This window comes from Serratia inhibens, assembly GCF_003591175.1.
GTDB classification, from domain to species: Bacteria; Pseudomonadota; Gammaproteobacteria; order Enterobacterales; family Enterobacteriaceae; genus Serratia; species Serratia inhibens.
On record NZ_QYYG01000009.1, the window covers coordinates 128351 to 154542 of the forward strand.

Sequence of the window (26192 nt, forward strand, 5' to 3'; positions counted from 1 at the left end):
TTTCCTGCCCCAGGATTGTTTAAGTTTCATTGAGTTATTTCCATAAATTGCGGGAAATTTACAGCTGGTTGCATTTAGAGCAGAACTCTTGCGATTCGTCGGTAGTTTCTTGCGTGCCATCTCTCTAGAGTAGGTAGTCCCAGAGGTATTGATTGGTGAGAAATCAGCATACTCTGTATGTTGAAGCCATTTTCAATTGCACCAACCTACGCGGATGCGTAGGTTTTTTTTTGCCTGCCGTATAGTATTCTTTTCCCTGCAACTGTTTACGCTCATCTTGGCTTAAGGGAGAAGGCATGATCCTTTCCGTGCTGCGCACGCTGTTTCGCCTGCTGTATCGAATTCGCGTTGAGGGTGATGCCCGGCACCTCGATCAGCCCAAGCTATTGATTACGCCTAATCATATCTCTTTTATCGACGGTATTTTGCTGGCGCTGTTTTTGCCTATCAAACCGGTGTTTGCGGTCTACGCCAGCATCGGCGATCGCTGGTTTATGCGCTGGCTTAAACCCTATATCGATCTGGTCTATCTCGACCCGACCAAACCTATGGCCATCAAGCAACTGGTGCGTATGGTGGAGCAGGGCAGGCCGATAGTGGTATTTCCCGAAGGGCGCATCACCGTTACCGGCTCGCTGATGAAGGTTTATGACGGTGCCGCGTTTATCGCCGCCAAATCGGGCGCGACCCTGGTACCGGTACGGTTGGACGGCGCCGAGTTCAGCCCCTTTGGCCGTATGGCCGGCGTGTTCAAGATCCGCTGGTTTCCGCAGATCAGCATCCGTATTTTACCGCCGACTTCGCTGCCGATGCCGGAAGCGCCGCGTGCCCGCGATCGCCGGGCGCTGGCCGGTGACCGGCTGATGCAAATTATGATGCAGGCGCGGATGGACACTCGCGAACCGCAAACGCTGTTTCGCGCCCTGCTGGCGGCTCAGCACCGCTATGGCAGCAACAAGCCGTGCATTGAAGACATCGCCTTCAAGGAAGACAGTTACCGGCAGCTGATCAAAAAATCGCTGGGCGTCAGCCGCATCCTGCAGCGCTTTACCGCCGAAGGTGAACATGTCGGCATGTTGTTGCCGAACGCCACCATCACCGCCGCGGCGATTTTCGGCGCCTCGCTGCGCAACCGTATTCCGGCAATGCTCAACTACACCGCCGGTTCCAAGGGTTTGAAAAGCGCGATGACCGCGGCGACCATCAAAACCATTGTCACCTCGCGCCAGTTTCTGGAAAAGGGCAAGCTGACTCACCTGCCGGAACAGGTGCCGGAAGCCAACTGGGTGTACCTGGAGGACCTTAAAGATACTCTGACCCTGGCGGACAAACTGTGGATCCTGCGCCACTTGTTCCAGCCGACGCATGCCATGCTGCCGCAACAGCCGGATGATGCCGCCTTGATTTTGTTCACCTCGGGGTCGGAAGGTAACCCAAAAGGCGTGGTGCACTCCCACGCCAGCCTGTTGGCCAACGTTGAACAGATCCGCACCATCGCCGATTTCACCCCGCGTGACCGTTTTATGTCATCGCTGCCGCTGTTCCATTCGTTCGGCCTGACGGTCGGGTTGCTGACCCCGCTGATGACCGGCAGCCGCATTTTCCTTTACCCCAGCCCATTGCATTACCGCGTGGTGCCCGAGCTGGTGTATGACCGCAACTGCACCGTGCTGTTTGGCACCGCCACCTTCCTCAATAATTACGCGCGTTTCGCCCATCCGTATGATTTTGCCCGCTTGCGTTACGTGGTGGCCGGGGCGGAAAAGCTGGCTGACAGCACCAAACAGATTTATCAGGACAAATACGGTATCCGTATCCTGGAAGGTTATGGCGTTACCGAATGCGCGCCGGTGGTGTCGATCAACGTTCCGCTGGCGGCGAAGGTAGGTACCGTGGGCCGCATTATGCCGAAGATGGAGGCGCGTTTGATGAAGGTGCCGGGTATCGATAACGGCGGCCGTCTGCAGTTGAAAGGTCCGAATATCATGAAAGGCTATCTGCGTGTGGAGCGTCCGGGTGAACTGGAACCGCCGGCGGCGGAAGATGAAAACGGCAATCTGCAACCGGGCTGGTACGACACGGGCGATATCGTCACGTTGGACGAGCAGGGTTACTGCGTCATTCGCGGCCGGGTAAAGCGCTTTGCCAAACTGGCCGGCGAAATGGTTTCGCTGGAGAGCGTGGAGCTGCTGGCACAGCGCGTGGCACCGGAAGGGCAGCATGCCGCCACGGTGAAAAGCGACAGCAGCAAGGGGGAAGCGCTGGTGCTGTTTACCTCCGACGCCAGCATCACCCGCGAAGCCTTGCTGCGTGCGGCGCGTGAGTTGGGTAGCCCCGAACTGGCGGTGCCGCGTGATATTCGTTTCCTTAAAACCTTGCCGGTGCTCGGCAGTGGTAAACCGGACTTTGTAACCCTGCGTAAAATGGCCGAACAGCCGGAGAATGCCCGATGAACCCGTCGTTGAATACCGACTCACCTTTGCTTTCGCGCAGCATGATTGCCGTGATTTGCGCGCAGTTTTTGTCCGCTTTCGGCGACAATGCGCTGCTGTTCGCCACGCTGGCCCTGATCAAGCAGCAGCTGTACCCCGACTGGAGCCAACCGATTTTGCAGATGGCATTTGTCGCCACCTATATCATTCTGGCGCCTTTTGTCGGCCAAATCGCCGACAGCTTCGCCAAGGGGCGGGTGATGATGGTGGCGAATGGTCTGAAGCTGGCCGGCGCGTTGGTCATCTGTTTCGGGCTTAATCCGTTCCTCGGTTATAGCCTGGTAGGCGTGGGTGCTGCGGCCTATTCCCCGGCCAAATACGGCATTTTGGGTGAAATAACCCGCGGTGAAAAGCTGGTCAAGGCCAACGGCCTGATGGAAGCCTCCACCATTGCCGCGATCCTGATTGGCTCGGTTGCCGGTGGCGTGCTGGCCGACTGGCACATTGTGGCGGCGTTGGCGATCTGCGCGCTGGTGTATGCGGCGGCGGTGATCGCCAACCTGTACATTCCACGCCTGCCGGCGGCGCACCCGGCGGCCTCCTGGACGCCGCGCGCGATGACCCGCGCCTTCTTCGACGCTTGCGTTGTGCTGTGGCGCGACGGCCAGACACGTTTCTCATTGATTGGCACCAGCCTGTTCTGGGGGGCCGGCGTGACGCTGCGTTTTCTGTTGGTGCTGTGGGTGCCGGTGGCGCTTGGCATCGCCGATAACGCCACACCGACGCTGCTGAACGCCATGGTGGCGGTAGGGATTGTGATTGGCGCCGGGGCGGCCGCGCGTTTCGTCACGCTGGAAACGGTGAAACGCTGTATGCCGGCCGGGATCCTGATTGGTGTGGCGGTGGCAATCTTTGCGCTGCAAACCACCCTGTTTAATGCCTATGCGTTGCTGCTGACGATAGGTGTACTGGGGGGCTTCTTTGTGGTGCCGTTGAACGCGCTGTTGCAGGAGCGTGGAAAGCGTTCGGTGGGCGCCGGCAATGCGATTGCGGTACAAAACCTGGGGGAGAATACCGCCATGTTGCTTATGCTGGGTCTGTACTCTCTGGCGGTGAAAGTGAGCGTGCCGGTGATCGGCGTGGGGATTGGTTTTGGCGTGGTGTTTGCGCTGGCGATTACCGCGCTGTGGTTTTCACAGCGCGGTGCGAAATAACCGTAGTGAACGCTGTCGGGGCGCAGCCAGCGCGCCCCGACGTATTCACGGCGCGGGAATGGTAAAGCGGGTGTGGATCTCTTCCAACCCCTGCAACACCTCTTCATCCAACACCACGTCAAAACTGTCGATGTTGGTTTTCAACTGCTCCAGCGTGGTGGCGCCCAGCAGGGTGCTGGCCACGAACGGTTGTTGCCGCACGAACGCCAGCGCCATCTGCGAAGGATCCAGTCCGTGCTTTTTGGCTAACGCGACATATTCGGCAATCGCCTGTTGCGTTTGCGGAGCAGAATAGCGGTTAAAGCGGGTGAACAGCGTATTGCGCGCTCCGGCCGGTTTGGCGCCGTTAAGATACTTGCCGCTCAGGGTGCCGAACGCCAGGCTGGAATAGGCCAGCAGCTCAACGCCCTCGTGCTGGCTGATCTCCGCCAGAGCGATCTCAAAACTGCGGTTCAGCAGGCTGTAGGGGTTTTGAATCGATACAATGCGCGGCAGTTCGTGTTTTTCAGCCAATTGCAGATAACGCATTACCCCCCACGGCGTTTCATTGGATACCCCGATATAACGGATTTTACCGGCGCGTACCTGCTCGGTCAGCGCTTCCAGCGTTTCCAACAGGGTAACGGTGGCTTTATCGTCGGTGTATTGATAATTGAGTTTGCCGAAGTAGTTGGTTTGGCGCTGCGGCCAGTGCAACTGATAAAGATCGAGATAATCGGTGTTCAGCCGTTTCAGGCTTGCGTCCAGCGCGGCGCGGATATTTTTGCGGTCCAGCGCCTGTTGCGGGCGGATGCTGCTGTCGGTGCCGCGTACCGGCCCGGCGATCTTGCTGGCCAGCACTATTTTCTCACGGTTGCCGCGCGCCTTGATCCAGCTACCGATGTACTGTTCGGTCAGCCCCTGGGTTTCAGGACGGGGCGGTACCGGGTACATCTCTGCGGTATCGATCAGATTGACGCCAGCGGCTAATGCATAGTCGAGTTGCGCATGGGCATCGGCTTCACTGTTCTGTTCGCCAAAGGTCATGGTGCCCAGTCCCAGCATGCTCACTTCTAAAGAACTGTGGGGAATACGGTGGTATTGCATTAACGGCCTTCCTTTCATGTTAGCGCTTACGGGCCTTTACGCCCGGTGAAACAGGAGCCTAATAACCTGCAAGGCGGTGATATCGCCTTTCTCGACTATAACCAAGCCGTGAAGATGGGGGAAGTGGATTCCGTGCGGAGAAGGCTATCGCGCAGGAGAGGGGGCAATATAGCCGTCGTCTTTCAAGCTACAGCCAGGTGCCCTGCTGTAGCTTGAAAGCCATAGGGCATAGTTAGGGGGATTAACGTTCGATGACCTGTGAAACCTGATCGCCGTTGATTTGGCGGTTGTTGCCTTTTTCATCTTTATAGCTGATCAGGCCGGTATCCTGGTCGATCTCGGGTTTGCCCTGAGTCAGGATCATATTGCCGTCCTTGGTCGCCATCACGTAGTCGCTGGAGCAGCCCGTCAGCCCGGCGGCGATCACCAACGCAGAAACTGCCATTACCCACTTTTTCATCCTGCCGATCCTCAATTATGTATGCTGAAAAGAGCCCTCTACCAAGATTAGCAAACTCTGGATACCTCGTGTTTCGGATAAGTCCTTATCTTGGGAAGAGAAAATATGCGGAAGAGGTGAAAGAAGGAGAAAAATGCGAACGGGAGCGGTTTTCGCTCGCTCCCGTGGGGATTACTCTACTGCCTGGCTTTTCTTGCCACGCATCAGGTTGAGCGCTTCGACGGACATTGAGAAGAACATCGCAAAATAGATGTAACCTTTCGGGATATGCACCTGGAAGCTTTCCAGCATCAGGGTGAAGCCGACCAGAATCAGGAACGCCAGCGCCAGCATTTTCACTGAAGGATGGCGGTTAACGAACTCGCCGATCGGCCGGGCGGCAAACATCATTACCCCCACCGCAATCACCACCGCTGCCATCATAATAAACAGATGATCGGACAGGCCTACCGCCGTAATCACCGAGTCCAGGCTGAAGATGATATCCAGTAACATAATCTGCACGATGGCGCCGAAGAAGCCGTTCACTTTGGTGTGGTGCTCTTCATCGGACCCTTCGATGGTTTCGTGGATCTCTTTACTGGCTTTCCAGATCAGGAACAGTCCACCGAGCAGCAAGATCAGATCGCGTGCCGAGATGCTGTGGTCCATAACGGTAAACAGCGGGTGGGTCAGACGTATCACCCAGGCGATAGAAGCCAGCAGCCCCAGACGCATCAGCATTGCGCCGGCCAGACCGATACGGCGTGCTTTGTTCTGCTGCGCCTTCGGCAGTTTGGCCACCACCAGAGACAGGAAAATAATATTATCAATACCCAGAATGACCTCAAGAATGGTCAGCGTACCTAACGCTAACCAAGCATTGGGATCCATAATCCAATCGAACATTGCCCAGCACACCTTAATAAAATGCAAAGGCTGAATTATACGCGTTTATTGATGCGGCGACACTGTTAGCTAAACATGGCTTAAACAAAGAGGATCATATTAAGAAATGTCTTGCCAATAATGCGGCGGTGAAGCTTTTTTTGAGATAAAAACCGCGCGGCAACGTGAGGATCGGCTGGCCCTGTTCGCCGATGGCCTCGGTCAGCGCCTTGCTGTTGGCCGCCTTGGGCCGCAGTTGCAGTACCTCACCGTGGCGTGCGGTGATCCGTTCCACGTGGCCGAGCACGATCAGGTCCATCAGTTCCTCCCAGTCACGGCGCAGCATCTCTTCTTCAGCGGCATTCGGGCTCCACAGCAGCGGTGATCCTATGCGCCGTTGCGCCAGCGGGATCTGTCGTTCGCCTTCTACCGGTATCCACAGTACCCGCGCCAACTTATGGCGCACATGGCTACTGGCCCAGGTAACGCCGCTGTTGCCGGTAAGCGGCGCCACGCAGACGAAGGTGGTCTCCAGCGGCTTGCCGGCGGCGTCAATCGGGATGGTTTTCAACTCAATACCCAGTTCGGGGAAATCCTGCTCCGGCTTGCTGCCCGCCATGGCGCCAAGGTACAGCTCCAGCAGCATGCCCACCCAACCTTTATCGCGTTTCAGATCCTTGGGGATCGGCAACTGGGCGCGTGCGGCCAGTTCACCCAGGGTAAAGCCGGCAAGCTGCTGCGCTCGCTCAAACAGCCGCTGTTCGTTTTCCGGCGGAGAGGGGAGAGGGGATAAAAACGCCATAATACAAGCCCGTCAGGTTTGGTTGAAAAATGTACTGCATTTGTGCACAGCGAACATCGGCGGGAAAAGATGCGGGAATAAACAAATAGCAGCATGATTTTGCATGACTTTTTTTCTTCCGCCGCACAGTAAACAAATTTCGTCCGGTGCTTGTGCACCTGAAGCCACCGACAATAAACAGGATCTTACACCTATTTATCCACAGATTTGTGGGATAACCCAAATTTTTCCCGATCACTGGTTCGATTTACAGCCTTGACGCGGGCGCTTTTTTGCGAAATCGTCCGTTTTGTGCGTAACTCATACGGATAATCTGTGGATAAAAACGACGTTGGTGGATCTTTCGCCAGGGTAAGATCCTTAACGTGCATAGATCACATTTTTACCTTGCCAATGCCTGTTGATAATAATTTATGTTGTTGTTTTTATTTAATTAATATCAAATCACTTTTAGCGTCATTTTTGGGTTCACCAGAGTTTTACCGGCTTATCCCTTGAGTTCTTCACACACCTATCCACAGAAAAAGTGAATAAAACCGCCGTGAAATCGCCTCGCTTGTTTATAACTTTGCCATTATCTGTGAGTTATCCCAATGTTATCCGGTTTAGGGTGCTGCAAAGCAGTGGTTTACCGCCTGTAGCTTGTGTGAAACAATCAGGACATCTATGCGAATTTAAGCTTATCGAGGTAGTCCGGTGATCGATGATGATGGCTACCGCCCGAATGTTGGTATCGTAATCTGTAATCGTCAGGGGCAGGTCCTTTGGGCCCGCCGTTACGGTCAACACTCCTGGCAGTTTCCCCAAGGTGGGATTAACCCTGGCGAAACCGCAGAACAGGCAATGTACCGTGAGCTGTTCGAAGAAGTGGGGCTGAGCAAAAAGGATGTGCGCATCCTGGCCTCTACCCGCAACTGGTTGCGCTATAAATTGCCAAAACGTTTGGTGCGTTGGGACACAAAGCCGGTTTGTATCGGCCAAAAGCAGAAATGGTTTTTGTTGCAGTTAATGTGCAATGACGCGGATATCAATATGCAACGCAGCAGCACGCCGGAGTTCGACGGTTGGCGCTGGGTGAGCTTTTGGTATCCGGTGCGCCAGGTGGTGTCGTTCAAACGCGACGTTTACCGCCGGGTGATGAAAGAATTCGCCGTCACCGTGATGCCGATGCAGGAGCAGGCAACACAGCGGCAGCAGCCCCCCGCTTATCGCCGGAAGAGAGGTTAAGTTAAGCCGACTATGCTCACGCGCTTGCGAGAAATTGTTGAGAAGGTGGCCGCGGCGGCCAGTCTGACAGATGCGCTGGATCTTTTGGTCAATGAAACCTGTCTGGCGATGGATACGGAAGTCTGTTCCATTTATCTGGCGGACAACGATCGCCGCTGCTATTACCTGATGGCGACGCGCGGGTTGAAAAAACCGCGCGGGCGCGCTATCGCGTTGGCATTTGATGAAGGTATCGTCGGGTTGGTCGGGCGCCGTGCGGAACCGATAAACCTGGCGGACGCGCAGAGCCACCCCAGCTTCAAATACATACCCCAGGTAAAGGAGGATCGTTTCCGATCCTTCCTTGGCGTGCCGATTATTCATCGCCGCCAACTGCTGGGGGTGTTGGTGGTGCAGCAGCGCGAACTGCGCCAGTTCGACGAAAGCGAAGAATCCTTCATGGTGACTCTGGCTACGCAAATGGCCGGGATCCTCTCGCAGTCGCAGCTTAACGCCATTTTTGGCCAATATCGCCAGACGCGTATCCGAGCGCTGGCGGCATCCCCCGGCGTAGCGGTGGCGGAAGGTTGGCAAGACAGCAGCCAGCCGTCGCTCGATCAGGTTTACAAGGCTTCGACGCTCGATACCGTGAGCGAGCGGGAACGCCTGACGCAGGCGCTGGAAGAAGCAGGCGCGGAATTCCGCCGCTTCAGCAAGCGCTTTGCCGCCAGCTCGCAAAAAGAGAGCGCGGCGATTTTCGATCTGTACTCTCACCTGTTGAACGACGCTCGCCTCAAGCGCGAACTGTTCGCCGAAATTGACGCCGGCTCGGTGGCTGAATGGGCGGTTAAACAGGTGATCGAAGTCTTTGCCGCCCAGTTCGCCAGCCTGCAAGACACCTATATGCGTGAGCGCGCCAGCGATTTGCGCGCGCTCGGCCAGCGCCTGCTATTCCACCTCGACGACACCACCCAGGGGGCTACTCAGTGGCCGGCGCGTTTTGTGCTGGTGGCGGACGAACTGACCGCTACCCTGCTGGCCGAAATGCCGCAGGATAGACTGGTCGGCGTGGTGGTGCGCGACGGTGCCGCCAACTCCCATGCGGCGATTCTGGTGCGGGCGATGGGCGTGCCGACGGTGATGGGCGCTGATATCCAGCCTGCCTTGCTCAGCCAGCGGTTGCTGATTGTCGACGGCTATCGCGGCGAACTGTTGGTGGACCCTGAACCTGTGCTGGTTCAGGAATACCAGCGGCTGATCAGCGAAGAACTTGAATTAAGCAAACTGGCGGAGGACGACGTCGAGCAGCCGGCCCAGCTCAAAAGTGGCGAGCGTGTCCAGGTGATGCTTAACGCCGGCCTCAGCCCGGAACACGAACAGCTGTTGGGCGGACGAGTCGATGGCGTCGGCCTGTACCGAACCGAAATCCCTTTTATGCTGCAGAGCGGCTTTCCTTCGGAAGAAGAGCAGGTTGCGCAATATCAGGGCATGTTGCAGCTCTATCCGAACAAGCCGGTCACGCTGCGGACGCTGGATATTGGCGCCGATAAACAGCTGCCTTATATGCCGATCAGCGAAGAAAACCCCTGCCTGGGCTGGCGCGGTATCCGCATCACCCTTGATCAGCCGGAAATATTCCTGATTCAGGTGCGTGCGATGCTGCGCGCCAATGCCGGGACCGGTAACCTGGGTATCCTGCTGCCGATGATCACCAGCCTGGAAGAGATCGACGAGGCTCGACGTCTGATCGATCGCGCGGGGCGCGAAGTGGAAGAGGTGCTGGGTTATGAAATCCCGAAACCCAAACTTGGCGTAATGCTGGAAGTGCCGTCGATGATTTTCCTGATCCCCCATCTGGCCGGGCGGGTTGAGTTTATTTCGGTCGGTACCAATGACCTGACCCAATATCTGCTGGCGGTAGACCGCAACAATACCCGCGTGGCGGCGTTGTACGACAGTCTGCACCCTTCAATGTTGCAGGTGTTGAAGCTGATCGTCGTTCAGGCCAACTCGGCCGGATTGCAGGTGAGCCTGTGCGGTGAGCTGGCCGGGGATCCGATGGGTGCGTTGCTGCTGGTGGGCATGGGCTATCGTAACCTGAGCATGAACGGGCGCAGCGTGGCGCGTATCAAGTATTTGCTGCGGCATATTGAGCTATCCGACGCCGAAGTGCTGGCGCAGCGGGTGCTGAACGCCCAGATGACCACCGAAGTGCGCCACCAGGTCGCGGCGTTTATGGAACGGCGCGGTATGGGCGGTTTGATCCGTGGCGGCAAGTAAAGGCTGCTGTTGACTGATTTTTTTACAGAACTTTTCCCTGACGGTCAGTCCGGAGGCGGTTAAGCTTATGCTATTATCCGCCTCCTCGACTGCGTTGAAAGCAACGAAAAAGAGTGTTTTAGCGCGTTTGGCACCTGCCGCCCCCGGTTGGGGAAGAATAATAGACATGTTGTGGTGATAGATGACCAATAGCTATCTGGCGTTTCCTAAATTTGATCCGGTGATTTTCTCTATCGGCCCGGTTTCTCTGCACTGGTACGGTCTGATGTACCTGGTTGGCTTTGTTTTTGCCATGTGGCTGGCGGTGCGCCGTGCCAACAAACCGGGCAGCGGCTGGACCAAGGATGAAGTGGAGAACCTGCTGTATGCCGGTTTCCTCGGTGTGTTCGTCGGTGGCCGCGTTGGCTATGTGCTGTTCTACAACCTGCCGCTGTTCCTGGATAATCCGCTCTACCTGTTTAAAGTCTGGGATGGCGGCATGTCGTTCCACGGCGGTCTGTTGGGGGTGATCCTGGTGATGTTCTGGTTCGCCCGCCGCACCAAACGCACCTTCTTCCAGGTTTCCGATTTTATCGCTCCGCTGATCCCGTTTGGCCTGGGGGCCGGTCGCTTGGGCAACTTTATCAACGGCGAGCTGTGGGGCCGCGTGACCACCGATACGCCTTGGGCGATGTTGTTCCCCGGTTCGCGTGGCGAAGACGTCGCCATTGCCGCTGCCGATCCGCAACTGTTGCCATTGCTGAATCAGTATGGCGTGCTGCCGCGCCATCCGTCTCAAGTGTATGAACTGCTGCTGGAAGGCGTGGTGCTGTTTATCATTCTGAACCTGTTTATCCGCAAATCGCGGCCGATGGGGGCCGTATCCGGCCTGTTCCTGATTGGCTACGGCATATTCCGCATTATCGTCGAAGCTTTCCGCCAGCCGGATGCTCAGCTCGGCCTGTTCGACGGCGTTGTCAGCATGGGGCAGATTCTGTCCGTCCCGATGGTGGTGGCCGGTATTATTATGATGATTTGGGCGTATCGTCGTCGCCCGCAGCAGCAACTATCGTGAGGAACAAATGAAACAGTATCTGGATTTGATGAACAAAGTGCTCGCCGAGGGCACCCCTAAAGCCGACCGTACCGGCACTGGCACGCTGTCGATTTTCGGCCACCAGATGCGTTTCAATTTGCAGGAAGGCTTCCCGTTGGTGACCACCAAGAAGTGTCACCTGCGTTCCATCATCCATGAGCTGTTGTGGTTCCTGAACGGCGACACCAACGTGGCTTATCTGCGCGAAAACAACGTCAGCATTTGGGACGAATGGGCAGATGAGCATGGCGATCTTGGCCCGGTGTACGGCAAGCAGTGGCGCGCATGGGGGGCTGCGGACGGCCGCCAGATAGACCAGTTGAGCAACGTACTGAAACAACTGAAACAGGATCCGGATTCACGCCGCATCATAGTTTCGGCCTGGAACGTGGGCGAGCTGGATCAAATGGCGCTGGCACCCTGCCATGCGTTCTTCCAGTTCTACGTGGCGGACGGCAAGCTCTCTTGCCAGCTGTATCAGCGCTCCTGCGACGTGTTCCTCGGCCTGCCGTTCAACATCGCCAGCTATGCACTGCTGGTGCATATGATGGCGCAGCAATGCGATCTCGAGGTCGGCGATTTTGTCTGGACCGGTGGTGATACCCATTTGTACAGCAACCATATGGAGCAGACCCGGTTGCAGCTGACCCGCGAACCGCGTGCGTTGCCGAAGTTGGTGATCAAGCGCAAACCGGCTTCGCTGTTCGATTATCGCTTTGAAGACTTTGAAATCGAAGGTTACGATCCGCATCCAGCCATCAAGGCACCGGTTGCCATCTGATATCGGCCGCATGATTTATCCCCAAGGGCGCACTGGTTGCGCCCTTACTTTTTCTCCCCCCGCCCTGGCCCTGTTTGCGCTCCGCTTCGCATTTCGTTTTGATTTTCTGCCCGTTGCATCGAAAGGTTGCGCAGGGCGCTTCAGCCTGAATAAGCCGCGCTTTCCCGTTTTGCCGCCTTGACTACACTGACCGCCATGAACGACAACCTGACTTTCAATACCGAAGACCAGCGCGGCATGACGCTGATTGAACTGCTGGTGGTGATCACTCTGGCGGGCATGCTCACTGGTTGGGGCGTCAGCCAGTGGCGCTATTATCAGCAGAGTCTGCGGCTGGAACATACCGCTCAGCAGTTGCTGGCGTTTCTCACCCGGATACAGGTGGACGCCAACTGGCGCAACCGCACGGCGCTGCTGTGGTTTAAAACCGGCGATCCCTGGTGCATCGGGAGCAATCAGCCACTTTCGGGGTGTGAGGGGCATAGCGATGACCTGTTCAGCCCGCATTACCGGGATGTCAGGCTGGCAGCGCACACCCAAAAGGAGATGGGGTTTTATGGATTACGCAATAACGCGCAGGCTGGGCATATTGTGCTCGCCAATGGCGCAGGCAGCCTTCGATTGGTGCTGTCCGCCAAAGGGCGGCTACGCCTGTGCAGTGAGGATGTAAGCATACGGGGGATTACGGCATGCCAGCCATAGAGCGCGGTTTCACGCTGCCGGAGGTGATGCTGGCGTTGACGTTCGGCAGCCTGATTATGCTGGCGGCGGCTAAAACCTACCCGGTGTTGCGGCAGCACAGTGTCGATGTCGGCCGGCACTATCGGCTGGAATCGGTACTTCGGCAGTTGGCGTTCGGCATTGAGAAAGATCTGCGCCGCGCCGGCTTCTGCGCAGGCATATGCCGGGGGCGGGCATTGCTGATTGGCCATGCGCCCGGGGAGGCGGCGGGCAGCTGTGTGATCATCGCTTACGACATCACCCGTAATGGCCGCTGGGAAACGCTCGGTGCAGACGCCGGATATTTTGGTTACCGGCTGCGGCAGGGGGCTCTGGAAGGGCAACGCGGCGTAACACATTGTCACGGCACGGGTTGGGAGCGGTTACTTGATAATGACGAAGTGCGCATTGAAACTTTCAGCGCCAAATCGGTCGCGGGCAGCGGTGGCAAAACATGGGTTATGCTGTCGCTGGCCGGGCGTTCGAAGGCGGATGACGCTATACGCCGCAACTTGCACTGGGCGATTAACATGGCCTCGTTACCATGAGTGCGGTGGGGCAGCGTGGCGGCAGCACCTTGGCGGCAGTGATGCTGCTGTTGGTGATGGGGCTGATGTTGTTGAATGCCCAGCACCGTCAACTGGATAGCGCTCTGCTGCTGGCCGCCGATCAACAGCGCTATCTGAAGGCATACAACCAGGCTGCTTCGGCGCTCAGCTGGGGCGTGGCGCAGTCCTGGCCCCGCAACCGGTTAGGTGCCAACGGCTGGTGGTGCCAGCAAACCGAAGAGCTGCGCGCCTGCGCCAAATTGTCCGCTCAGGCGGGGATTGTGGTGGTGCGGGGTGATGGGGCAATGAGTGAAGGGGAGCCGTTGCGGCTATATCAATTGACCAAACCGGATGGCACGGGCGGTACCTTTGAGCTAAGGGTGGAAATCGGCGGTTGGCTGGATTTTTGCCCCGAAAAACGGGAAACGGACTGTGCGGATTAACGTGCGGCTGGCTCCCGCAGCAGGGCGATTGCGCCAACAAGGGTTCAGCCTGCCGGAAGTGCTGATTGCCGCATTGCTGTTCTCTGTGTCGTTGCTGGGATTGTTACAGTATCATCAGGTGCTGTTGCACTCTTTCCAGCGCCAGTGGCAGTATCGGCAAGCCTGGTCGTTGGCGCACCAACAACTGGAAGTCTTTGCCGCCACAGGTCGTACGGATGCCGAACTGCTGCCGTTGCCGCCGGGGTGGCAGCGCGTGATGCGGCTGAACTCCCCGCAAGCCGCTTGCCAAAGGCTGACGGTAAGAATACAAACGCCTCAGCGGCAGTGGGCTGAATTGAACCGCTGGTACTGCACCGCCGGTAATCCGGCAGATATCATGTTTTAAGGGAGCACCCATGTTTAGGGTTTATCATTCCAATCAGCTGGATTTGCTGAAAACGCTGACCAGCACCTTGATAGCCAGAGAGCCATTGGCCGACCCTTTTCAACAGGAAGTGGTGCTGGTGCAAAGCCCCGGTATGGCGCAGTGGTTGCAGATGCAGCTCGCGGAACAGTTTGGCATCGCAGCCAATATCGCCTTCCCATTGCCCGCAACCTTCATCTGGGAGATGTTCACCCGGGTTTTGCCAGGGATCCCGAAAGAGAGCGCCTTCAGTAAAGACGCCATGACCTGGAAACTGATGTGGCTGTTGCCGGATCTGCTCACCCGGCCGGACTTTGCCCCGTTGCAACATTACCTCACCGACGACGGTGACAAGCGTAAAATTCATCAGCTTGCCGGCCGAGTGGCAGACCTGTTTGACCAATACCTGGTGTATCGCCCACACTGGCTGGAAAGCTGGCAAAAGGGCGAAAGCATTGATGGGCTGGCGGAGGCCCAGCAATGGCAGGCTCCGCTGTGGGCGCGACTGGTCGAATATACCCACGAGTTGGGGCAGCCGGAATGGCACCGTGCAAACCTGTATCGTCGTTTTATCAGCGCGTTGGAAAAAGCGGATCATTGCCCGGAGGGGTTACCGCCGCGGGTGTTTATCTGCGGTATCTCGGCGCTGCCGCCGGTGTATCTGGAGGCTTTGCAGGCGCTGGGACGCCATATTGATATTCACCTGATGTTCACCAATCCGTGCCGCTACTATTGGGGGGATATTCAGAGCCAATCATTCCTGGCGAAATTACAGAGCCGCAAGCGGCGCCATTATCAGGATAAAACGGAATATGCGTTATTCAGAGATCCCGATAACGCCGCCGCGCTGTTTAATGCGGAAGGCGAACAAGACCTGCCCAATCCGCTGTTGGCCTCATGGGGCAAGTTGGGGCGTGACCATCACTTTTTACTCTCGCAGATAGAATCCGCGCAGGAGGTTTTTGCGTTTGTAGATATCCCTGCGGACAACTTATTGCACGCCATTCAGCACGATATGCTGGAGTTGACAAATAGCGCCGTCATCGGCACCACGCCGGAAACGCTGGAGAGCAGTAAGACCAAGCGCCGGCTTAATCTTGAAGACCGTTCTATCAGCCTGCACGCTTGCCACAGCCCGCAGCGCGAAGTGGAGGTTTTGCACGACCAGTTGTTGACCATGCTGGCGGAAGATCCTGCCCTGACGCCGCGCGATATCATCGTGATGGTGGCAGATATCGACAGCTACACGCCTTATATTCAGGCGGTGTTCGGCAACGCCTCCCCGGAACGCTATCTGCCGTTTGCGATTTCTGACCGGAAGGCGAGTCAGGCGCACCCGGCGTTGCAGGCGTTTATCTCGCTGCTGGATCTGCCGCAGAGCCGTTTTACTTCGGAACAGGTGCTGGCGCTGCTGGAGGTACCGGCACTGGCGGCGCGTTTCTCGATCCAGGAGGAAGGGCTACGCCTGTTACGTCACTGGGTGGGGGAGTCCGGCATCCGCTGGGGGCTGGATGACGACAACGTACGCGAACTGGATCTGCCGGCCACCGGCCAGCATACCTGGCAGTTCGGCATTACCCGAATGCTGTTGGGCTACGCCATGGACAGCAATGCCGGAGACTGGCAGGGCGTGCTGCCTTATGATGAATCGAGCGGGCTAGTCGCGGAGTTGGCCGGGCAGTTGGCCGAGCTGTTGGCCTCCCTCAGCCGTTGGCGGCAACGATTGACAGAGGCGCGTTCTTTGCCGGAGTGGTTGCCGCTTTGCCGCCAACTGCTTGATACCTTCTTTGAGCCGGACGGTGAAACCGAGGCGGCACTGGCGCTGATTGAGCAGCAGTGGAACAAAGTGTTCGAGTACGGGCTGGCGGCGCGTTACCCCGATGAAGTACCGCTGACCATTCTGCGCGACGAACTGGCTGCGCGTCTCGATCAGGAGCGTATCAGCCAACGCTTCCTCGCCGGGCAAATCAATTTTTGCACGCTGATGCCGATGCGTTCCATTCCGTTCAAAGTGGTTTGTCTGCTGGGCATGAACGACGGGGTTTATCCGCGCACTTTGCCGCCGCTGGGCTTTGATCTGATGGCACAGCAGGTGAAGCGCGGCGATCGCAGCCGCCGTGATGACGATCGCTATCTGTTCCTGGAGGCGATTCTGTCGGCACAGCAGCGGCTGTATATCAGCTTTATTGGTCGTTCCATTCAGGATAACGGCCTGCGTTACCCTTCGGTGCTGGTGACCGAACTGCTGGAGTATCTGGAGCAAAGTTATTGCCTGCCGGGTGATGAGGCGCTTGACGCCGATGCCAGCGCACAGAAGGTCGGTAAACACTTGCTTAACTGGCACGCCCGCATGCCGTTCGCCGCCGAGAATTTTTTGCCCGGCACGGAAGCACAAAGCTATGCCGCCGAATGGCTGCCTGCAGCCGTTGGACGCGGCGTGGCGCATCCACCCTTTAATCAACCGCTATTGCCTGATGAGCAGACCCAGATCTCGCTGGATGATTTGCTGCGGTTCTATCGCCACCCAATCCGCGCGTTCTTCCAACTGCGGCTGGGGGTCAGTTTTATCCTCGAAGAGACCGAATTGCCGGACGAAGAGCCCTTCATCCTGGATAATCTCAGCCGCTATCAGTTCAACAGCCAATTGTTGAATACCTTGATCGACGGCGAGGATGCCACCCGTTTGTTCCAGCGGGTGCGTGCCGCCGGCGGTTTGCCTTTTGGCCCTTTCGGTGAGATTTACTGGCAGAAACAGCAAGAGGAGATGAGTGAGCTGGCCGAGCAGGTGCGCGCCGAACGCAGCGAGGGACGCAGTCTGGAGCTGGATATCGACATCGCCGGGGTGCATATCAGCGGTTGGCTGCATCAGGTACAGGAGGACGGGCTGCTGCGCTGGCGGCCGGCTACCCTGTCGGCGGTTGATGGCATACTGTTGTGGCTGGAACATCTGGCGTACTGCTGCGCCGGTGGCACGGGGGAAAGCCGCATTTATGGGCGCAAAGGCGCCGCGTGGCGTTTTGCCGCGTTAACCGCAGAGGATGCCCGTGAGCAGTTGGCTGAGCTGGTGGCGGGTTATCAGCGCGGCTTATGCCAGCCGTTGTTCTTGCTGAATAAAAGCGGTTGGGCTTGGCTGAGCCAGTGCTATCAACCGGAAACCCGGAGCATTGACTGGGATGAAGAGGTACAAATCAAGGCGCGGGCCAAACTATTGCAAACCTGGCAGGGCGATCAGCGCATTCCTGGAGAAGGCGAAGACGCTTATGTTCAACGGGTATTCCGCCAATTGGATAATGCCTGTTTAGAGCAAATTCTGGCCGAAACAGAGCGTTACCTGTTGCCGGTGGCGAAGCATAATTTAGGCTGATCTCTTGGCATGACCTTGGGTCACATCCCCGGTGGTACTGCTCGCCGGGAGGTGGTAAAAATAAGCAGGATTATATTCAACTATCGGGGTTAGCTCCGGTCTTACATAACGTACAGGTATATAGCCTTTTGTTGTGTTGTTTTGATGCACATCGTCAACGTCAGGGATTTGGCGTAGCGGTGTCAGAATAGGGGTTTATTTTGGATATGCGCAGACAGTTGGCCCGCATTACCGGGTTAGTATTATTGGCCATGTGTTGGGCACCGTTGAGCTGGGCCGCACAGGGATGGCAACCGCTGGCGGAGAAGATCAATAAAAGCGATCACGATCCACGTCAATATCAGGCGGTCAAACTGGCAAACGGCATGACCGTATTGTTGGTATCCGATGCTCAGGCGCCAAAATCGTTGGCGGCACTGGCGTTGCCTGTGGGCTCGCTGGAGGATCCGAACAGCCAGCTTGGGCTGGCGCACTACCTGGAGCACATGGTGCTGATGGGGTCCAAGCGCTATCCGCAGCCGGAAAACCTGGCGGAGTTTCTGAAAAAGCACGGGGGTAGCCATAACGCCAGCACCGCGTCTTATCGCACTGCGTTCTACCTGGAGGTGGAAAACGACGCGTTAGCGCCGGCGGTAGACCGCATGGCGGACGCCATTGCCGAGCCTCTGCTGGATCCCGGCAATGCCGATCGCGAACGTAATGCGGTCAACGCCGAACTGACGATGGCGCGTTCACGCGACGGCATGCGCATGGCGCAGGTCGGGGCGGAAACGCTGAATCCGGCTCACCCGAGCGCGCGTTTCTCCGGCGGCAATCTCGATACCCTGAAGGACAAACCGGGCAGCAAATTGCATGATGAGCTGACGGCATTTTACCAGCGTTATTATTCTGCCAACCTGATGATGGGCGTGTTGTACAGCAACCAGCCATTGCCGGAATTGGCCAAACTGGCGGCCAATACTTTTGGCAAAGTACCCAATCGCGAAGCCAGCGTGCCGCCAATTACCGTCCCGGCGGTCACCCCTGAACAGCAGGGCATCATTATCCACTATGTGCCGGCCCAGCCGCGCAAACAGCTGAAAGTAGAGTTCCGCATTGATAACAACAGTGCAGAATTCCGCAGCAAGACTGATACCTATATCAGCTATCTGATTGGCAACCGTAGCCAAAATACCCTGTCAGACTGGTTGCAAAAGCAGGGGTTGGCGGATGCAATCAACGCCGGGGCAGATCCGATGGTGGATCGCAACGGCGGGGTATTCTCAATAAGCGTCTCCCTGACCGATAAAGGCCTGGTCAAGCGTGACGAGGTGATAGCAGCCATCTTTAACTACCTGAAAATGCTGCGCAGCGAAGGTATCAAACAAAGCTATTTCGATGAGATCTCCCACGTTCTCAACCTGGATTTCCGCTACCCGTCGATCACCCGCGATATGGACTACATCGAATGGCTGGTGGACACCATGCTGCGCGTGCCGGTAGAACACACGCTGGATGCGCCTTACCTGGCCGATCGCTATGACGCCAAGGCGATTGCCGAGCGTCTGGACGCCATGACCCCGCAAAATGCGCGCATCTGGTTTGTCAGCCCGAATGAACCGCATAACAAGATGGCCTATTTCGTCAACGCGCCTTACCAGGTTGATAAAATCGCGCCGCAGCGTTTCGAACAGTGGCAGCAGTTGGGCAAGGGGATCAGCCTCTCGTTGCCTGCGCTGAACCCGTATATTCCCGATGATTTTACCCTGAACAAACCGTCCCACGAGTTCAAGAAACCGGAAATGGTGGTCGATCAGCCGGGTCTGCGGGTGTTGTATATGCCGAGCCGCTACTTTGCCGACGAGCCTAAAGCCGATGTCACAGTGGCGTTCCGCAATGCAAAAACCATGGACTCTGCGCGCAATCAGGTGCTGTTCTCGCTGACCGACTATCTGGCGGGTATTTCTCTGGATCAACTGAGTTATCAGGCTTCGATTGGCGGGCTGAGCTTCTCGACTTCGCCGAACAATGGCCTGATGTTCAATGCCAACGGCTTTACCCAGCGCTTGCCGCAGTTGCTGACCTCGCTGATTGAGGGTTATTCCAACTTCACGCCGACGGAAGATCAACTGGCGCAGGCCAAATCCTGGTATCTGGAACAGCTGGATTCGGCTGAGAAAGGTAAAGCGTTTGAGCTGGCGATCCAACCGGTGCAGATGGTTTCCCGTGTGCCTTACTCTGAACGTAGCGAGCGCCGCGAAGTACTGAAAACCCTGACGCTGAAAGACGTGCTGGCGTACCGCGACAGCCTGTTGGCCGACGCCACACCGGAGTTGCTGGTGGTGGGTAATATGAGCAAGCAGCAGGTGGATACCCTGGCCTCAACGCTGAAACACCGCCTGGGTTGTACCGGCATTGAATGGTGGCACGGCGAAGACGTTGAAGTGGCTAAAAAACAGTTGGCTAACCTGCAGCGTGCGGGCAGCAGCACCGACTCGGCGCTGGCGGCAGTCTATGTGCCGACCGGGTATGACGAAGTGACCGGCATGGCTTACAGCTCGCTGCTGGGGCAGATTATCCAGCCCTGGTTCTACAGCCAACTGCGTACTCAGGAACAATTGGGTTACGCGGTGTTTGCTTTCCCAATGTCCGTGGGCCGCCAGTGGGGGATTGGTTTCCTGCTGCAAAGCAACAGCAAGCAGCCGGCGTATCTGTACCAACGCTACCAGGATTTCTACCCGAAAACCGAAAAGCGCCTGCGTGAAATGAGTGAGGCGGACTTTGCACAGTACAAGCAGGCGATGATCAACGAACTGAAACAGCGCCCGCAAACCCTGAGCGAAGAAGCCAGCCGCTTTGCCAATGATTTCGATCGCGGTAATTTTACCTTTGATACCCGCGAGAAGCTGATTGAGCAGGTTAAGCAGCTGACGCCGACCAAGCTGGCGGATTATTTCCACCAGGCGGTCATTCAGCCACAGGGGCTGGCGGTGCTGTCGCAGGTTAGCGGCAGCGGGCAAGAGAAAGCGGATTATGCCGTGCAGCAGGATTGGGCTACCTATCCAAACGCTTCCGCACTGCAGCAAACTCTGCCGCGTAAGGTGGCGACACCATGACAGAGGCCGCCCCGCAGCGGCTTGATCCGCTGACGCTGCCGCTGTTTGGCGAACGGCTGATAGAAGCGTCGGCGGGGACCGGCAAAACCTTTACCATCGGTGCGCTGTATCTGCGCCTGTTGCTTGGCCTGGGCCAGGCGGCGGCCTTTCCCCGGCCGCTGACGGTGGAGGAGATTCTGGTGGTGACCTTTACCGAGGCCGCCACCGAGGAGCTGCGTGGGCGTATTCGCAGTAATATCCATGCGTTACGCATTGCTTGCGTCCGCGGTCTCAGCAAGGATCCGTTATTGTCTGCGCTGATGGCGGAGATTGACGATCTTCCCGATGCCGCCGCGCAACTGCTAGCGGCCGAGCGGCAGATGGACGAGGCGGCGATCTACACCATTCACGGCTTTTGCCAGCGCATGCTGACCCACAACGCCTTCGAGTCCGGCATTCTGTTTGAGCAAACGCTGGTGCAGGATGAACTGCCGTTGCGTCGCCAGGCCTGTGCAGACTTCTGGCGTCGCCATTGTTATCCGCTGCCATTGGGCGTTGCACGGGCCGTGAGCCAGGAATGGAGCGGCCCGGAGGCACTGCTGGCGGATCTTTCCGGCTATCTGAGCGGTGAAGCGCCAACGCTGCGTCGGCCGCCGAAAGATGAAGAAACGGTATTGATACGCCATGAGCAGATCGTGGCGCGAATTGATGCCATTAAAGCTCGGTGGCTGGCGGCGGCGGGGGAGCTGGAGGCGCTAATCAGCCAGTCCGGCGTTGATAAGCGCAGCTACAGCAGCAAACACCTGCCTAACTGGTTGCATAAGGTAGGCGAATGGGTGGTGCTGGAAACCCAGGATTACCTGCTGCCGAAAGAGCTGGATAAATTCCGTCAGTCGGTGCTGCTGGATAAAACCAAAAAGGGCGAACCGCCCCGCCATGAACTGTTTGTGGCGATAGATGAATTATTTGATGAACCGCTGACGCTGCGCGATTTGATTATGGCGCGGGCACTGAGTGAGATACGTCTCTCCATACAACAAGAGAAACGCCAGCGTGCCGAGCTGGGCTTTGACGATCTGCTAAGCCGGTTGGACAGTGCGCTGCAAAGTGAAGGCGGCGATCGATTGGCGCAGGCGATTCGCCAGCGTTATCCGGTGGCGATGATCGATGAGTTCCAGGATACCGACCCACAGCAATACCGTATCTTCCAAAAGCTCTACGTTGGCCGGCCGGAATGCGGCCTGTTGCTGATAGGCGACCCAAAACAGGCCATTTACGCCTTCCGCGGTGCCGACATTTTTACCTATATGCGCGCCCGTTCTGAGGTAAGCGCCCACTACACGCTTGAGACTAACTGGCGCTCGTCACCGGCAATGGTGGATAGCGTTAACCATCTGTTTACTCAGGTGGAAAAGCCCTTCCTGTTCGGTCAAATTCCCTTTATTGAGGTGGCGGCCGCCGAGAAAAATCGAGGGTTGGCTTTTGAGCTGCATAAACAGTTGCAGCCGGCGATGCAGTTTTGGTTGCAGCAGGGTGAAGGTGTTGGCGTTAGTGAGTACCAACAATTGATGGCGCGCCTGTGCGCCACGCAAATCCGTGACTGGCTCAGTGCCGGGCAAAGTGACCAGGCCTGGCTGGTGGACGGCGATAAACGGCGGGCGGTGCAGGCCTCCGATATTACCGTGTTGGTGCGTAGCCGTAATGAAGCGGCGTTGGTGCGTGATGCACTCAGCGCCCTGGCCATTCCTTCGGTCTATTTGTCCAACCGCGACAGCGTGTTTGATACCCCGGAAGCCAAGGATTTGCTGTGGCTGTTGCAGGCGGTGTTGGCACCGGAGCAGGAGCGCACGTTGCGCAGCGCCATGGCGACCGGTTTGATGGGGTTGGATGCGCAAGCGTTGGACGGCTTGAACCGCAACGAACGCGACTGGGATTCGCTGGTCAATGAGTTCGATAAATACCGTACGCTCTGGCTGCGTCGCGGCGTGTTGCCCATGCTGCGTGAGGTGATGAATCAGCGCCACCTGGCGGAAAACCTGCTGGCCAGCCACGGCGGTGAGCGTCGGTTGACCGACATAATGCACTTGGGGGAGCTGTTGCAAGAGGCCTCTGCGCAGCTCGACAGCGAACATGCGTTGGTGCGCTGGCTGGCGCAGCAGATTGCCCAGCCAAATCGTCAGTCCGACAACCAGCAACTGCGACTGGAAAGCGATCGCCATCTGGTGAAGGTGATCACCATCCATAAATCGAAAGGGTTGGAGTTCGATCTGGTTTGGCTGCCGTTTGTCGGCAATTTTCGCCAGCAGCAGCAGGTGCTGTACCACGATCGGCAGAGTTTCCAGGCCCTGCTTGACCTCAACGCCAATGAAGAAAGTATCGAATGGGCGGAAGAAGAGCGGTTGGCGGAGGATTTGCGCCTGCTGTACGTAGCCTTGACCCGCTCGGTATACCACTGCAGCATCGGCATAGCGCCGTTGATTCAGGGCACGCGCAAGAAACAGGGTGATACCGATTTGCACCGCAGCGCGCTGGGTTACCTGGTGCAGGCCGGCCAGGCCGGAGATGCGGCCTGGCTGCAACAACGTCTACAGCAACTGGCTGGAGAGGGCGTTGCGCTGTCGTTGGTGGAACAATTGGATGAACAAGCCTGGTTGCCGCAGACGCCGGCGTTAACCGAACTGGCGGCAAAAAGCTTCACGCGTCCGGTGCAGGATTTCTGGCGTGTGACCAGTTACACCGGCCTGCAGCAACAGGGTTCTGGCCTGATGCAGGATCTGCTGCCACGGCTGGATGTCGATGCCGCAGGCGAACAGGCGCTGGACAGTGAGCCAGCGCTCACACCGCATACCTTCCCGCGCGGCGCAGCACCGGGAACCTTCCTGCACAGCCTGTTTGAAACGCTGGATTTCACCCAACCCCTTGATGAGCAATGGCTGCTTGAACAGTTGCAACAGCAAGGGTTTGCCGAGCACTGGCAACCGATACTGCAGGCATGGATGCAGGTGTTGCTGAATGTCCCGCTCAATGATGCCGGTGTTTCGTTGTCGGCGCTGGCACCGCAGTATAAACAGGCCGAGCTGCAGTTTTACTTACCCATAGAAAAACTGTTGCAGGCGGGGGAACTGGATAAACTGGTGAAAAAGCACGATCCGCTTTCAGCCCGCTGCCCGGAGCTGGCTTTCCAGCAGGTGCAGGGAATGTTGAAGGGGTTTATCGACCTGGTATTTTGCTGGCAGGGAAAATACTACCTGCTGGATTACAAATCCAACTGGTTAGGCGAGGACAGCAGCGCTTATACCCGAGCGGCGATGGAGCAGGCGATGGCGGAACACCGCTATGACCTGCAATATCAGCTGTACACGCTGGCACTGCATCGTTATCTGCGCCATCGGTTGCCGGATTATGACTATCGGCGCGACTTCGGCGGGGTGATTTACTTGTTCCTGCGCGGAGTAGACGCACAGCACCCAGGCAACGGTATTTTCGCCTGTTGCCCAGCTCCGCAGTTGGTGGAGGGCATGGACCGCCTGTTCAGCGGCGAAGCCATTACGGCGGAGGATGAACCATGATCGCTCTACTGGAGCAGGCGCAGGCACTTGGCGTGCTGCGCCCGCTGGACCTGCAGTTCGCCCGCATAGTGGCCAGGGAGGAAGAGCCGGATATTCTGCTGGCCGCAGCTTGTCTCAGCGCGGAGGCCGGTGCCGGCCATGTTTGCCTGATGCTGGAGCAGTTGCTGCCGGAAAACTTGTTTGAAGGGCGTCAGCCGGAACTGGCGCAGGCCGTGTGGCTGGCGGCCGGGCAACCGGATATTGCCCGCTGGCAGCAGCGTCTGGCGGCCAGTGCGGCGGTGGGGGACGGCAGCAGTGCCATGCCGATGGTGTTGCAGCGGCAGCGTTTGTACCTGCAGCGCATGTGGCAGAACGAAGGCGCGGTGGCGGAGTTTATCAGCAGCGACAGTATCCATCAGGCGGTTGACGAGCCTGAACTGCGCGCCATCCTCGATCGTCTGTTCGGCGAGGCGACGAATGAGCCGGACTGGCAGAAAATTGCTGCCGCAGTGGCCGCGACGCGGCGTATTGCGGTGATTTCAGGTGGGCCGGGCACCGGCAAAACCACCACCGTCGCCAAATTGCTGGCGGCGCTGGTACAGCTTGCCGAGGGCAGGCGTTTGCGCATTCAACTGGCGGCGCCAACCGGCAAGGCGGCGGCGCGGCTGACCGAGTCGCTCGGCAGCGCCGGCAGGCAGTTGGCGTTAACCCCGGAGCAACGTGCGCTGTTCCCTACCGATGCGTCGACGCTGCACCGGCTGTTGGGCGCTCAGCCCAATAGCCAGCGCATGCGTTATCACCGCGGCAACCCGCTGCATCTGGATGTGCTGGTAGTAGACGAGGCTTCAATGGTCGATCTGCCGATGATGGCCCGTCTGATTGCCGCATTGCCCGCTCAGGCACGGGTGATTTTCCTTGGTGACCGAGATCAGTTGGCATCAGTAGAGGCCGGGGCTGTGCTGGGGGATATCTGCCGTTTTGCCGAGCAGGGGTACAGCGCTGCTCGCGCGGAACAACTCACCCGTCTGACCGGCTGCCTGTTGCAGGGGCAAAGTGCGCAGACGGAAGCTGCGGTGCGAGACAGCCTGTGCCTGCTGCGCAAAAGCTATCGTTTTGATGCCGATTCGGGCATTGGTCAATTGGCCTTAGCGGTGAATGCCGGTGACGGCAAGCGGGCGGCTTGGGCACTCAGCGGCAGCTTCAGTGACGTTGCGGGTTACCCTTTGGCAGAAACGGAAGACTATCAGGCACTGCTGAACGCCTGTGTGGCAGGCTATGGCGATTATTTGCAACGGGTTGCTGCCAGAGCGGATGCGGGAGAGGTATTGGCGGAGTTTGGCCGTTTCCAGGTGCTGTGTGCGTTGCGGGAAGGACCATTCGGTATCGCCGGGCTGAACGAGCGTATCGAGGCGGGGTTGCAACGGGCCGGGCTGAGCCAGCGTACGCCAGGGGCTTTGGGGCGTTGGTATCCCGGTCGTCCGGTGATGATTGGCCGCAACGACAGTGCGCTGGGGTTGTTTAACGGCGATATCGGCATCGCCCTGCGTGATGAGAGCGGCGAGCTGCGCGTGCACTTCCAGTTGCCGGACGGCAGCATCAAGTCGGTGCAACCAAGCCGTTTACCGGCGCATGAAACTGCCTATGCGATGACGGTGCATAAGTCTCAGGGGTCGGAGTTTGATCATACGGTGCTGGTGTTGCCCAATCACTTCTTGCCGGTACTGACCCGCGAACTGGTGTATACCGCTATCACCCGGGCTCGCAGACAGCTTTCGCTGTATGCCACCGATGCCGTGCTGATGCGGGCGATCCGTACGCCAACCCAACGCCGCAGCGGGTTGGCGGAGCGCTTGCAGATAACGACATAAAAGCGAAACGGGTACAGCCTA

Annotated in this window: 18 protein-coding genes; 14 read left to right on the plus strand and 4 right to left on the minus strand. The window is 57.6% G+C overall.

Annotation, left to right across the window (positions count from 1 at the left end; all coding sequences use genetic code 11):
* The first annotated feature begins 296 nt into the window (after positions 1-296).
* Complete coding sequence (gene aas, locus D4100_RS21775; RefSeq protein ID WP_119805240.1) at positions 297-2453, plus strand: bifunctional acyl-ACP--phospholipid O-acyltransferase/long-chain-fatty-acid--ACP ligase; 2157 nt, start codon at positions 297-299, stop codon at positions 2451-2453.
* Entirely contained in the window at positions 2450-3646 is a 1197-nt protein-coding gene (gene lplT, locus D4100_RS21780; RefSeq protein WP_006318945.1) for a lysophospholipid transporter LplT, read from the plus strand. The genes aas and lplT overlap by 4 nt, the downstream gene beginning before the upstream one ends.
* A gap of 45 nt (positions 3647-3691) precedes the next feature.
* On the opposite strand, the gene D4100_RS21785 is transcribed toward lplT, so the two are convergent.
* The 4 genes from D4100_RS21785 to mutH all read right to left on the minus strand — a co-directional run bounded on the left by D4100_RS21785 (position 3692) and on the right by mutH (position 6861).
* A complete protein-coding gene (locus D4100_RS21785; RefSeq protein WP_006318946.1) occupies positions 3692-4732 on the minus strand; it encodes an NADP(H)-dependent aldo-keto reductase in 1041 nt (346 codons plus the stop codon).
* A gap of 241 nt (positions 4733-4973) precedes the next feature.
* Positions 4974-5192 carry a YgdI/YgdR family lipoprotein gene (locus D4100_RS21790; protein ID WP_004952287.1) on the minus strand — a complete coding sequence of 73 codons (219 nt, stop codon included), beginning with the start codon at positions 5190-5192 and terminating at the stop codon, positions 4974-4976.
* A gap of 171 nt (positions 5193-5363) precedes the next feature.
* Positions 5364-6080: a TerC family protein gene (locus D4100_RS21795; RefSeq protein ID WP_119805241.1), complete on the minus strand. Its 717-nt coding sequence runs from the start codon at positions 6078-6080 to the stop codon at positions 5364-5366.
* 94 nt (positions 6081-6174) lie between these two features.
* Positions 6175-6861: a DNA mismatch repair endonuclease MutH gene (gene mutH / locus D4100_RS21800; RefSeq protein WP_006318948.1), complete on the minus strand. Its 687-nt coding sequence runs from the start codon at positions 6859-6861 to the stop codon at positions 6175-6177.
* Between the two features lie 696 nt (positions 6862-7557).
* Here mutH and rppH point away from each other — a divergent pair.
* From rppH to recD, 12 genes are all read left to right on the plus strand, one after another.
* Entirely contained in the window at positions 7558-8088 is a 531-nt protein-coding gene (gene rppH / locus D4100_RS21810; RefSeq protein WP_006318949.1) for an RNA pyrophosphohydrolase, read from the plus strand.
* A gap of 12 nt (positions 8089-8100) precedes the next feature.
* Positions 8101-10347, plus strand: a complete 2247-nt coding sequence (gene ptsP / locus D4100_RS21815) for a phosphoenolpyruvate--protein phosphotransferase (protein WP_006318950.1) — start codon at positions 8101-8103, stop codon at positions 10345-10347.
* Positions 10348-10528: 181 nt separating this feature from the next.
* Positions 10529-11401, plus strand: a complete 873-nt coding sequence (gene lgt, locus D4100_RS21820) for a prolipoprotein diacylglyceryl transferase (RefSeq protein WP_006318951.1) — start codon at positions 10529-10531, stop codon at positions 11399-11401.
* A gap of 7 nt (positions 11402-11408) precedes the next feature.
* Positions 11409-12203: a thymidylate synthase gene (gene thyA / locus D4100_RS21825; protein WP_004952281.1), complete on the plus strand. Its 795-nt coding sequence runs from the start codon at positions 11409-11411 to the stop codon at positions 12201-12203.
* Positions 12204-12398: 195 nt separating this feature from the next.
* Positions 12399-12905, plus strand: a complete 507-nt coding sequence (locus D4100_RS21830; protein WP_119805242.1) for a prepilin peptidase-dependent protein — start codon at positions 12399-12401, stop codon at positions 12903-12905.
* Positions 12893-13471, plus strand: a complete 579-nt coding sequence (locus D4100_RS21835) for a prepilin peptidase-dependent protein (RefSeq protein WP_119805243.1) — start codon at positions 12893-12895, stop codon at positions 13469-13471. The genes D4100_RS21830 and D4100_RS21835 overlap by 13 nt, the downstream gene beginning before the upstream one ends.
* Positions 13468-13914, plus strand: a complete 447-nt coding sequence (locus D4100_RS21840; protein WP_119805244.1) for a YgdB family protein — start codon at positions 13468-13470, stop codon at positions 13912-13914. Before D4100_RS21835 ends, D4100_RS21840 begins: the two co-directional genes overlap by 4 nt.
* Entirely contained in the window at positions 13904-14299 is a 396-nt protein-coding gene (locus D4100_RS21845; protein WP_119805245.1) for a prepilin-type N-terminal cleavage/methylation domain-containing protein, read from the plus strand. Before D4100_RS21840 ends, D4100_RS21845 begins: the two co-directional genes overlap by 11 nt.
* A gap of 10 nt (positions 14300-14309) precedes the next feature.
* On the plus strand, positions 14310-17681 hold the full coding sequence (recC, locus tag D4100_RS21850; RefSeq protein ID WP_119805246.1) for an exodeoxyribonuclease V subunit gamma: 3372 nt from the start codon (positions 14310-14312) through the stop codon (positions 17679-17681).
* Positions 17682-17887: 206 nt separating this feature from the next.
* Entirely contained in the window at positions 17888-20776 is a 2889-nt protein-coding gene (ptrA, locus tag D4100_RS21855; RefSeq protein WP_119805247.1) for a pitrilysin, read from the plus strand.
* Positions 20773-24324 (plus strand): exodeoxyribonuclease V subunit beta, encoded by a 3552-nt coding sequence (recB, locus tag D4100_RS21860; RefSeq protein WP_119805248.1) that lies wholly within the window; start codon positions 20773-20775, stop codon positions 24322-24324. Before ptrA ends, recB begins: the two co-directional genes overlap by 4 nt.
* Entirely contained in the window at positions 24321-26171 is a 1851-nt protein-coding gene (gene recD, locus D4100_RS21865) for an exodeoxyribonuclease V subunit alpha (RefSeq protein ID WP_119805249.1), read from the plus strand. Before recB ends, recD begins: the two co-directional genes overlap by 4 nt.
* Positions 26172-26192: the final 21 nt, after the last annotated feature.

Bases quoted from the DNA above. Each gene is read 5' to 3' on its own strand.
- aas (WP_119805240.1), top strand. From the start codon at position 297: ATGATCCTTTCCGTGCTGCGCACGCTGTTTCGCCTGCTGTATCGAATT.
- lplT (WP_006318945.1), top strand. From the start codon at position 2,450: ATGAACCCGTCGTTGAATACCGACTCACCTTTGCTTTCGCGCAGCATG.
- D4100_RS21785 (WP_006318946.1), bottom strand. From the start codon at position 4,732: ATGCAATACCACCGTATTCCCCACAGTTCTTTAGAAGTGAGCATGCTG.
- D4100_RS21790 (WP_004952287.1), bottom strand. From the start codon at position 5,192: ATGAAAAAGTGGGTAATGGCAGTTTCTGCGTTGGTGATCGCCGCCGGG.
- D4100_RS21795 (WP_119805241.1), bottom strand. From the start codon at position 6,080: ATGTTCGATTGGATTATGGATCCCAATGCTTGGTTAGCGTTAGGTACG.
- mutH (WP_006318948.1), bottom strand. From the start codon at position 6,861: ATGGCGTTTTTATCCCCTCTCCCCTCTCCGCCGGAAAACGAACAGCGG.
- ptsP (WP_006318950.1), top strand. From the start codon at position 8,101: ATGCTCACGCGCTTGCGAGAAATTGTTGAGAAGGTGGCCGCGGCGGCC.
- lgt (WP_006318951.1), top strand. From the start codon at position 10,529: ATGACCAATAGCTATCTGGCGTTTCCTAAATTTGATCCGGTGATTTTC.
- thyA (WP_004952281.1), top strand. From the start codon at position 11,409: ATGAAACAGTATCTGGATTTGATGAACAAAGTGCTCGCCGAGGGCACC.
- D4100_RS21830 (WP_119805242.1), top strand. From the start codon at position 12,399: ATGAACGACAACCTGACTTTCAATACCGAAGACCAGCGCGGCATGACG.
- D4100_RS21835 (WP_119805243.1), top strand. From the start codon at position 12,893: ATGCCAGCCATAGAGCGCGGTTTCACGCTGCCGGAGGTGATGCTGGCG.
- D4100_RS21840 (WP_119805244.1), top strand. From the start codon at position 13,468: ATGAGTGCGGTGGGGCAGCGTGGCGGCAGCACCTTGGCGGCAGTGATG.
- recC (WP_119805246.1), top strand. From the start codon at position 14,310: ATGTTTAGGGTTTATCATTCCAATCAGCTGGATTTGCTGAAAACGCTG.
- ptrA (WP_119805247.1), top strand. From the start codon at position 17,888: ATGCGCAGACAGTTGGCCCGCATTACCGGGTTAGTATTATTGGCCATG.
- recB (WP_119805248.1), top strand. From the start codon at position 20,773: ATGACAGAGGCCGCCCCGCAGCGGCTTGATCCGCTGACGCTGCCGCTG.
- recD (WP_119805249.1), top strand. From the start codon at position 24,321: ATGATCGCTCTACTGGAGCAGGCGCAGGCACTTGGCGTGCTGCGCCCG.